Raw genomic sequence first — 9,624 nt, 5'->3', positions numbered from 1 at the left:
GCGGTCGGTCTCGCGCCGGTTGTGCGCCCGTGCAATGACGCGCGGCTCGGCGAGCGGACGCCGCGTGCCGCGGTCGATGGGCTCGTGCACCACCACCGCGCCGATGGGCACCTCGCCCATAGCGCCCGCGGCCCGGGCCTCTTCCAAGGCCAGGCCCATATACTGCTCGTCCAGCAGCCTCTGCTCTTCGGGTGCGCGGTGTTCGTTCATGAGGGGAATTATAGCGAACGCGAAGAGCGCGGCCGGGAGGGTCGGCCGCGCTCTTCCAAATCTCCGTCAGGCCGGGACCTGAGGACTATGAGCTGACAGGTCGCGCGAAGGTTACGCCCCCAAAATCTCGGCGGCCACGTAGGCGCCCGAGCCGATGGCCAGGCCCACCGAGGAGCCCTCGTTGGTGTAGTAGGGGACGCTGTAGACGGAGCCCTGGTCCACGCCGGCCACGTACAGGCCGGGGATAGCCTTGTTATCGGCATCCACGGCGCGCAGGTGGCTGTCCACCTTCACGCCGCCGTTGGTGGACCAGCAGCTGGGCACGTACTCGAACGCGTAGAACGGGGCGGTCTTCACGGCCTTCAGGAAGTGGGCCTCCTTGCCGTATTCCTCGTCGACGCCAGTCTCGCAGAAGCGGTTGTAGTTCTCCACCGTCTTCTCGAGCGCCGGCAGGTCGAAGGCCTCGGCGATTTCGGCGATGGAATCGGCCTTCACGGCCCAACCCTGCTCGATGGCCTCCTGCAAATGCGCCTCGGCGTTCTCGGGCGTTGTCTTGTAGTAGTCGGCAACGGGACCGGAAATCCACGCAGCCGGCTGGCCCAGATAGGCGAAGATGCCGTCGCCCTGCACCGCCTGGTAGTAATCGTCGTCCATGATGATGTAGGCCTTGCCCGCGCGCAGCAGTGCTTCGCCGCCTACGGCCAGCGGGAACTGGGCGATCTTCCCCTCGCTGATGAAGCGCTCGCCCACCGGATCGGTGTACAAGCCGCCGAACAGCCAGTAGCCCAAGTGCTCGTTGGTGTTGTGCCAGTCCTCCGTGAAGGGACTCACCGTGGCCTTCGACACGGCGCCGCACTCGTTGCCGAGCACCGCGAAGTTGCGGTCCCACGCGCCGCCCGCATCGAGCACCATGTTGATGCCGGTGCCGTCGGAAAGCGTGCTGCCCAGGGGGAACACCGTCGTGTTCAATTTCTCCAGCTGCATGTCCTCGTTGCCACCGAAGCCGCCGGTGCACACCACCACGGCCGGAGCCATGACATCGATGCCCGCGTCGGTCTGCACGCCGGCGACGGCGCCGTCTTCCATGATGATCTTCTCGGCCTTGGTGTTGAAGAGGAACTCACCGCCGTTGGCCTCGATATCGGCTACCAGCGGCCCCACGCGGTCTTCACCGCCGGCCTGGAACATGTGACGGCCGCGGAAGCCCACGCCGTAGGTATCGGGGATGAGGTCCATGCCAATGCCGAGATCAAGCATGGTGTCGATGGCCTCGCCGGTGTGCGCCAGGCAGTTGCGCAGAAGCGCGCTATTCACGCTGCCGCGCGAGAAGTCGTTCATGTAGGTGAAAATCTGGTCGAGGGTGACCGTAGCGTTCTCCTGCGCCTGCAGCTTCGTTTCGCAGGCAGTCGGGCCGCCGCACATGGCGAAGTTGGAGATAGCCGCCGACGGACCCACCTCGATAACGACGACTTTCTTGCCGCCGCGCGCCAGATTGAGTGCCGCCATGAGGCCGGCGGCGCCAGCGCCCACCACCGCGACGTCGCATTCCTTGGTCTCGTCGCCCTCCTTGCGCGGGATACCCGCCGGGGCCTCCTCGCCCGTTTCGCTCAGCGTATCGGTTGCGGCCGGCGCACCCGACGACTGCGGCGCACAGCCGGCGAGCCCAGCGCCCGCAGCGAGCGCGCCCAGCGCGCCGAGGCCGATAAACGAGCGACGATCCATTGCTTGAGTCATGAGTTTCCTCCTTTTGCTTCCTCCCCCGCAACCGATGCTCCTGAGACGAGCCGGTCGCGGCTTTACGAGACGCACCTTAGCGAAGACGTGCGCCCTTACGCATCGCCGCAAAGAGAGGTGAGTGCTCCGAACTGGCGTTTCTTTGCTAAAATCACCGCGTTGAGGTGATGGCCGCCCGCAGGCTTTCCCGTAAGGTAAGCGCCATCGGCGAAGGAGGGATCATGGGAGCGAGCGAAAAAAGGGCGCAGGCGACGTTTCTCGAGCGTCTCGATATCAACATGCCGGCGCGACTTTTGGGCTTCGGTCTCATCTACGCCTGGGGCATCTGCCTGTGGGATATTCCCCTTTCGGCGAGCGCCAGCGCCAGCGCCCTGCAAACCGACCCCGCGTGGCTGATATCGGCTATTCTCACCCCCGCAACCTGCATCGCCGTCGCACTGGCCGGCCGTAAACGCGAGCTGTCGGAGTTTCGCGGCCTTCCCCTGGCCGCCTCGCTGCTGTGCGCGTTCGGCACTGTGGCGCTCATCGCCTGCGGCCGAACGTCCGGCTGGGCCCACAGCCTCTGCACGGTTGTCGCCGGCGTGGGCACTGGCTGCGGACCGGCGCTTCTCGTTGTGCTCTGGGGCTGTCTTTTCGCCCGCATCGAGACGTCCGTCGTGGAGACCGTTGTTCCCGCCTCCTTTGTCGCGACCCTGCTGTGCGCCCTTATCATCCCCACTATGCCGCCGTTTCTGGCAGGACTGCTCGTCACCGTGCTCCCCCTGGCCTCCGGCCTGCTGCTGGCGCTCTCGCGCGCTGGCCTTGAGCGCGGAGCCATTCCCGCCGAAGATGCCGCGAACACCAAGCCTCTGACCGTCACCCCCTTCACCGTCATCCGCATGATGGCGACCGTGTTCGTGCTCTACACCCTGGGCTGCGCCGCGCCGGCCGAGTCGCCCGTGGCACTTCCTTCTTCCGCCGAGGCCTACGCGACCGTCGTTGGCATGTTCTTTGCCGTCGCACTTTCCGTCGGTATCGTGCTGTTTGCCCGCCGGGTGAACGTGGCCTCGCTGTACCGGTGGATCACCGTGCCCTTCGTGATCGGCATCGTGGTGACGCCCCTCGATAGCGTTGAGGCCGCCTTTATCACGCGCGTGCTCATGAACGCCGTGTTCACCGGCATCGAAATCATCACCATGCTCTACTTCCTCCGTCTGTCCCAACGCACGGCACTCTCGACCACCTTCTACGTGGGCCTCGGGGCCGGAGCCGCCTACGGAGGGGTGCTTGTCGGCTACGGCACGACCGATCTGCTGCAAAGCGCCGCGTCGGACGCCTTTGGCTCAGCGTTCGCCTGCCTCATTATGCTGGGCATCTTCTCGCTCACATCGCTTTTGGTGCCGCGTCGCGATGCCACGCTGGAGGCCGCAGACGGCGGAGCGGACAACGAAGACAGCCAAGCTGTTTCGGAGGACGCGAAGGCCGTTGCCACGTCTTACGCGGAAGAGGTGGACGCCGTACTCGAGCACCGCGCTTCCGTGGCGGCCGAGCACGGGCTCTCGGCGCGTGAGACGGAGATATTCCTGCTGCTCGCCCAAGGACGCAGCCGCCCTTACATTCGCGACTCGCTGTATCTGTCGAAGAACACCGTGGCCACGCACATTCGCCACATCTACGAGAAACTCGGCATCCATTCCCAGCAGGAGCTCATCGACATGGTGGAAGGGTAGCCGGTCGCTCATCGCGTTTGGCACGCGCTTTCATTCGCATCCATATCCGTTTGTCAGCGCCGTCGAAACCGAGTCGGACGATTCCGAGAGGGCGAGTCATGACGATGGGGGCATGCCGTCGGAAGGAAGCCAAATATTGGCGATATGGACACGCCGCCGAAAACAAGTCAAATAGCGGCGATGTGGACACTTCCGACGACAAATATTCGCGATATGGACAAGAAAATGTGCCCAAAGTGGCCCTCCGAGAGTCCATATCCCCGATATTTGGCATGTTTCATTTCGCGCCCGCCAAATAACTGCGGTATGGACAGCACAAGCGCAACCTTCGAACGCATCGCCGGATTGTGCACACGGTTGCACATGGGGTGTGGTATCCTTTTCAGCGCTCGAATGCAACAATGCGCAGGTCGCGTTGCATTTCATCTCATGCGGAGGCGTGTCCGAGTGGCTTAAGGAAGCAGTCTTGAAAACTGTCGTGCCGAAAGGTACCGTGGGTTCAAATCCTACCGCCTCCGCCAGCTAATTCAAGGCCCCGATTCGTCGGGGCCTTATTTGTCGCCACAGCCGAAGATGAGCAGCCACTTCGCACCCGAGGCGCAGCGATTATTCGAGGGCCGAAATGCAGCGGCCCCCGATTGCAGCTCGCATGCGCAAAAGCCTATTCAGTCATCCGTCAATCCACCGTCTAAAGCTTTTGCCGTCGGCCATATTGCAGAACTCGACGATTCGCTCGCCACCACCCTTCGACAGGTCGTAGAGCCTCGCGCGCGTGACGCGCTTGCGCTGGCCACCGCGAGCGAACAAGCTCCTTCAGATTCAACTGCCAGTCAGAATCCCACTGCTCGAAAGCTACAGAAGTCGAGCATCCGAACGACATTGCCAAGTTCTATGAGCGGCCGAAAAGATAAAAGAAGACAAAGATTGCCGAGGCCTATGGGAAATCAGGGGCGCAGGCGGAGCCTGACATTAAAACGTTTCCCGGGAAGAAGAGAAGCGATATCCATAAAGCCTCTTATTTACTTTTGAGATTAGCCCATAAATAGGCTATAATACAGGACAGTATAAAGGTCTGATCAAGGAGCTTGCTATGACGACGACAATGGGAATGGCCGAGGCGAAGAACAACTTCTCCAAGGTCATGGCGCAGGTGCAGACGACAGGCCGACCCGTCACTATTCTCAAGAACAACAAACCGTGCGCTGCCATCGTACCGATGGACATGCTCGTGGAGAAAGACCCCGTGTCTGCCGCGGTCGACTTCATGGACGAGTACGCCGACGTGTTCGAGAAGCTGTCCTAAGCGTGGGACCCCATGCATTGGGGCGTCCCGATGTCGAGACCATCCACAACACGACCGTGGAACGGTTCGGGGGTCTTCAGGGGATACGGGACGAGAACCTGCTGGAATCCGCCCTTGCGCAGCCCTTCCAGACGTTTGGCGGCGTGGAGTTCTACCCGGATATTGCGGCAAAGGCCGCTTGCTACGCTTGGGGCATCGCTCGGAATCATCCCTTCGCTGACGGCAACAAGCGCACTGCAGCGGCTTCGATGGCCGCTTTCCTGCGCATCAATGGGTGCCGGTTCAAGCCGCGGCACGATGAGCTCTACGACGCCATGACTGGAATCGCAGATGGAGCTTGGGATTTGGAGCGCCTAACCGCCTGGGTAGCCGAAAATACGGAAGCGACGGGCAGCGTCCTTAGCAAGAACAGCGAGAGTGATTGACCCGATTGCAAAGCGCTATTCGTGAGATTGCTGAAGCGGATCGTCGCCAGGGTTGCATTCAAGCAAATCGCCGGCTGGCACCTAAAGGCTTTGCGCATCTTTTCAATTGTCGAGAATCGAACTGCCTGCTTGATTACCAGTCAGAATGTCGCTGCTCCAAAACCGGTACGAGACATCGGTCGGACGCGTCAAGTTCGCCGACGTACCGAAGCTGCTCCGAATCGACGGGATGGAGTTCGACCGTGCTATAGTGGACGAGATACTGGAAGGAGCATGATGACGACGCTCGAAAAGGCCACGGCATTCGCGAAAGAGCACGGTTACCACCACGCCATAGAGAGCGGCGAGTGGGAGGGCTGCGAGGTGTACGAGCCCGTCATGTTCGCCGACGACGCCCCCGCCTACGTGGGGCCGCCCCTCGTCATCCTCGCCAAGGGGCGCAAGATCAGGATGTCCACGGTGCGCGAGGCGTTCGACTACATGCACTCCCAGCCCCCGTTCTGGAGCGAGGACGGCAGCGAGCTCTTGGACGAGCTGCCCGACGCATAGGAGAGGTAGCCATGGACGAAGAAGACCTGAAGGTCATGATGGACATAACGGGCATGAGCCGCGAGGAACTTCTCGAAGCGAGGAGATATTCCTCCATGAGCCCGGTCAACGACCTCGACGTGTCAGAGGACGAAGCAAGCCACATGAGGGAAGAGCTCTCTTCCGTAAGAGCGAAATAACGAACGACGCGAGCGTTCTCACCAGGCCCCGCCACACGGCGGGGCTTTTCTTTTGCCAGGAACCCCCTGGCGACACATCCCAGATACTCCCAACCATCGCGAGGGGCGGCGGCAACGGCCCCGTATCGCCCGCACGAGCGGCAATCGTGCGCCGAAGCGCGCAGGGAAGCGCGGCAAACAAACCCGGATAGAAAGGCACGCAGATGGAAGACGAGACCGAGCAGACGACCACCGAGGAGACGACCCCAGAGGCGGCCGACCAGAGCCCCGGCCCGAAAGAGGGCCAGGCGCCGAAGGGCGACACGGTGAACCGCCACAAGCACGAGCGAGAGGTCGCGAAGCTTGAGAAGGAGCGCGACGACGCCCGGGCCGAGGCCGAGGGCTACAAGGGGCTCAAGGCCGAGTTCGATGCTTACAAGGCCGAGCAGGCGTTTGATTACCAGCCAGAATGTCACTGCTCCAAAACAGTTGCCGGCACGGGGCATCGAATCACTTCGTTTGATTACCAGTCAGAATGTCACTGCTCCAAAACCTACAAGGTGCCCTACGTCACCTCCCAGGGGTTTGATTACCAGTCAGAATGTCACTGCTCCAAAACCGTATGTCCGCCCGACACGCGCGTTATGTGGTTTGATTACCAGTCAGAATGTCACTGCTCCAAAACCAACCCTTGGTTTCTTTATCCTCTGGGCCAGTTTGATTACCAGTCAGAATGTCACTGCTCCAAAACTGCGCCGCCCCTCGCGCCCGCTGAGGCCCGGTTTGATTACCAGTCAGAATGTCACTGCTCCAAAACACTCGCGCTACGCTCATACAGCTCGGGAAAGTTTGATTACCAGTCAGAATGTCACTGCTCCAAAACTTGAGTAAAGCGTTAACGAGGCCCTGGGCGGTTTGATTACCAGTCAGAATGTCACTGCTCCAAAACTCTGTGGCCAGCGTCGCCATTATAAATACGTTTGATTACCAGTCAGAATGTCACTGCTCCAAAACGCATGCTCGCCAACGTCAGCCTATCTGGCAGTTTGATTACCAGTCAGAATGTCACTGCTCCAAAACCCCTTGGCGCCCTTGCGCAGCGTGGGGCACGTTTGATTACCAGTCAGAATGTCACTGCTCCAAAACATGAGGCCGGTAAGCGCCGCGACGGCCCCGGTTTGATTACCAGTCAGAATGTCACTGCTCCAAAACGGGCGCCTTTTTTGTGCCGCCAACCAGTAGGTTTGATTACCAGTCAGAATGTCACTGCTCCAAAACGTTGTAGTGCGGGCCTTTGCCTGAACCGTGGTTTGATTACCAGTCAGAATGTCACTGCTCCAAAACCGTTTTGGAAGTCACCAGCTTGCAGGGCGCGTTTGATTACCAGTCAGAATGTCACTGCTCCAAAACGCGCCCCGTGCGGTTATCCGCACGGGGCATGTTTGATTACCAGTCAGAATGTCACTGCTCCAAAACGCCGAGGTGCCCGTGGGCAGCCTCGTGGCGGTTTGATTACCAGTCAGAATGTCACTGCTCCAAAACGGACGACGTCACCGAGCCGCTCAACCTCAAGTTTGATTACCAGTCAGAATGTCACTGCTCCAAAACGCGGTGCTACTACGAAAGCCAATAAGGGCAGTTTGATTACCAGTCAGAATGTCACTGCTCCAAAACACTCCCGGCATTGGTGCCCAAGGAATCGTTGTTTGATTACCAGTCAGAATGTCACTGCTCCAAAACGGGTCCGGCCACATGTTGGCCAGGGGGATCGTTTGATTACCAGTCAGAATGTCACTGCTCCAAAACGGTTCTCAAGGTTCCTTCCGCCATGCGGCGGTTTGATTACCAGTCAGAATGTCACTGCTCCAAAACTACCACATGACAAGGCGAGACAGAAGAGGCGTTTGATTACCAGTCAGAATGTCACTGCTCCAAAACTACCATACCGTCGATTAGCTTGCGGCGCTCGTTTGATTACCAGTCAGAATGTCACTGCTCCAAAACCCCTTTGTAGTCCCCCTTTGTAGTTATATGGTTTGATTACCAGTCAGAATGTCACTGCTCCAAAACCGATCTGGGCGAGGCCCACGGCGGTTGCTCGTTTGATTACCAGTCAGAATGTCACTGCTCCAAAACCCGTGTGCGGCCGGCACGAGCTTCGTGTTGGTTTGATTACCAGTCAGAATGTCACTGCTCCAAAACGGCAACCAGCGCGTCAGCAGCCTCATCGACGTTTGATTACCAGTCAGAATGTCACTGCTCCAAAACAGCCTGGTATCAAGTACATCAACTTTTACGTTTGATTACCAGTCAGAATGTCACTGCTCCAAAACGGGTCTACATGGAGCCACCCGTCAGAATCAGTTTGATTACCAGTCAGAATGTCACTGCTCCAAAACCCGACATAGACGCTTGATGGCGAGTTCTAGTTTGATTACCAGTCAGAATGTCACTGCTCCAAAACCGTTGAAGCAAATCCTCTTTTGCGGAAGAGGCGTACTTTCTGACCAATTTGTTGCTTCATACTCGATAAAGTGCTGGTCAACAATGACTTTTTTCTCGAAATCATTATAGAAGGGAGAATTCTGATTCTCGACCAGAATAGCCCTAATTCCGTGAAAAATCATTCGCTCGTAGAGCTCTAACAGGTCATTTTTTCCCAAAAAAGTTTTAAGATTTACGAACAGAAGCACCATATCGCAGGCAACATCAGCAGCCAAGTCAACAAACTGTATAAGGTTGTCAAGGAGCGAACTGGCCTCTCGGGAGCCAACTCCGTAGTCGAAAGCCTTCAGATAATGACGCAGCTCCCATTCTACGCCAAAGTCGTACTCTGCATTAAACTGAAAATCAATCTGATTGACGCAGGACATCATCCCCAGGTGCAACTCTTGCATCTTCAACCGTAAGTCTTCATCGATGAGCAGAGCTTCTTCAAAGCGAGAGTAAAGTGCCCCCAGTAAACGCTTGTGCTTCCAGGGAAGATCGAGCGGATTTACTATGGGAAGAAACACGTTGCTGGCTCGCAATTCTTTCCCATCGTCCCCCCAAAGGGTATACGGCTCAGGCGCTTGCTCGCCTCGGCCGGATAGCAACGCGGCGACTACGCGCGCGAAAAGCGTCTGATTCGCTATATGCAGCGCCAGCACACGTGAGTCGCGCATGTCGATAGAGCTCTCGAGGCCGGAGAACGATATCATCATAGGACGACGAACTCCTCCATCGTGTCAACCTCATCGTACGCGTCGCGATTTCCCACGATGTAATCCATAGTAGCGAATTGCCTCTCAGTTACTTTGAGAACCTGCACCAGCCCCTCCGGCGGTCGATGCTTTCTCAGTCGCATAACCGCTGCCCCTGCCGCGCCGTCGTTGACAACGAGCTTGGCATGCACCGACTCTTGCAACATAAGATACCCGTCCTTAATAAGAAACTTTCGAAACAGACGATATTCCTTTCTCTGCATTGCAGTCTCAACCGGAAGATCGAAGAAGACCATAAGCCTCATAAACCTATTCCTCGTATTTTGTCTCTCG

Annotated in this window: 7 protein-coding genes, 1 tRNA gene, 2 pseudogenes and 1 CRISPR repeat array; of the genes and pseudogenes, 6 read left to right on the top strand and 4 right to left on the bottom strand. The window is 58.4% G+C overall.

Going from position 1 to position 9,624, the window contains the following annotated elements:
* A pseudogene (locus VJ923_RS10900) lies at nt 1-210 on the bottom strand (hypothetical protein); the annotation flags it as partial.
* 111 nt (nt 211-321) lie between these two features.
* Nucleotides 322-1,944, bottom strand: a complete 1,623-nt coding sequence (locus VJ923_RS10895) for an FAD-binding protein (RefSeq protein WP_326441389.1) — start codon at nt 1,942-1,944, stop codon at nt 322-324.
* A 221-nt stretch (nt 1,945-2,165) separates the two neighbouring features.
* On the opposite strand from VJ923_RS10895, the gene VJ923_RS10890 reads away from it, so the two are divergent.
* From VJ923_RS10890 to VJ923_RS10865, 6 genes are all read left to right on the top strand, one after another.
* Nucleotides 2,166-3,653: a response regulator transcription factor gene (locus VJ923_RS10890; RefSeq protein ID WP_326441387.1), complete on the top strand. Its 1,488-nt coding sequence runs from the start codon at nt 2,166-2,168 to the stop codon at nt 3,651-3,653.
* A 433-nt stretch (nt 3,654-4,086) separates the two neighbouring features.
* Nucleotides 4,087-4,174 (top strand) — tRNA-Ser (locus VJ923_RS10885).
* A 569-nt stretch (nt 4,175-4,743) separates the two neighbouring features.
* Nucleotides 4,744-4,956, top strand: coding sequence for a type II toxin-antitoxin system Phd/YefM family antitoxin (locus VJ923_RS10880; protein WP_326441385.1), 213 nt, complete (start codon nt 4,744-4,746; stop codon nt 4,954-4,956).
* Nucleotides 4,957-4,958: 2 nt separating this feature from the next.
* Nucleotides 4,959-5,381, top strand: coding sequence for a type II toxin-antitoxin system death-on-curing family toxin (locus tag VJ923_RS10875; protein ID WP_326441382.1), 423 nt, complete (start codon nt 4,959-4,961; stop codon nt 5,379-5,381).
* Between the two features lie 276 nt (nt 5,382-5,657).
* On the top strand, nt 5,658-5,930 hold the full coding sequence (locus tag VJ923_RS10870) for a hypothetical protein (protein WP_326441380.1): 273 nt from the start codon (nt 5,658-5,660) through the stop codon (nt 5,928-5,930).
* Between the two features lie 11 nt (nt 5,931-5,941).
* Nucleotides 5,942-6,109, top strand: a complete 168-nt coding sequence (locus VJ923_RS10865; RefSeq protein WP_326441378.1) for a hypothetical protein — start codon at nt 5,942-5,944, stop codon at nt 6,107-6,109.
* A gap of 430 nt (nt 6,110-6,539) precedes the next feature.
* A CRISPR array of direct repeats spans nt 6,540-8,552; the repeat unit is 36 nt; unit sequence GTTTGATTACCAGTCAGAATGTCACTGCTCCAAAAC.
* Between the two features lie 73 nt (nt 8,553-8,625).
* On the opposite strand, the pseudogene csn2 reads toward VJ923_RS10865, so the two are convergent.
* Nucleotides 8,626-9,288, bottom strand: a pseudogene (gene csn2 / locus VJ923_RS12290) (type II-A CRISPR-associated protein Csn2); the annotation flags it as partial.
* Nucleotides 9,288-9,596: a CRISPR-associated endonuclease Cas2 gene (cas2, locus tag VJ923_RS10860; protein ID WP_326441376.1), complete on the bottom strand. Its 309-nt coding sequence runs from the start codon at nt 9,594-9,596 to the stop codon at nt 9,288-9,290. The gene cas2 and the pseudogene csn2, both read right to left, overlap by 1 nt.
* Between the last annotated feature and the right edge of the window lie 28 nt (nt 9,597-9,624).

Source organism: Adlercreutzia shanghongiae (assembly GCF_035830635.1).
Classification (GTDB): Bacteria; Actinomycetota; Coriobacteriia; order Coriobacteriales; family Eggerthellaceae; genus Adlercreutzia; species Adlercreutzia shanghongiae.
The sequence above is the reverse complement of the archived record's forward strand: the minus strand, read 5'-3'. Positions and strand labels throughout refer to the sequence as shown.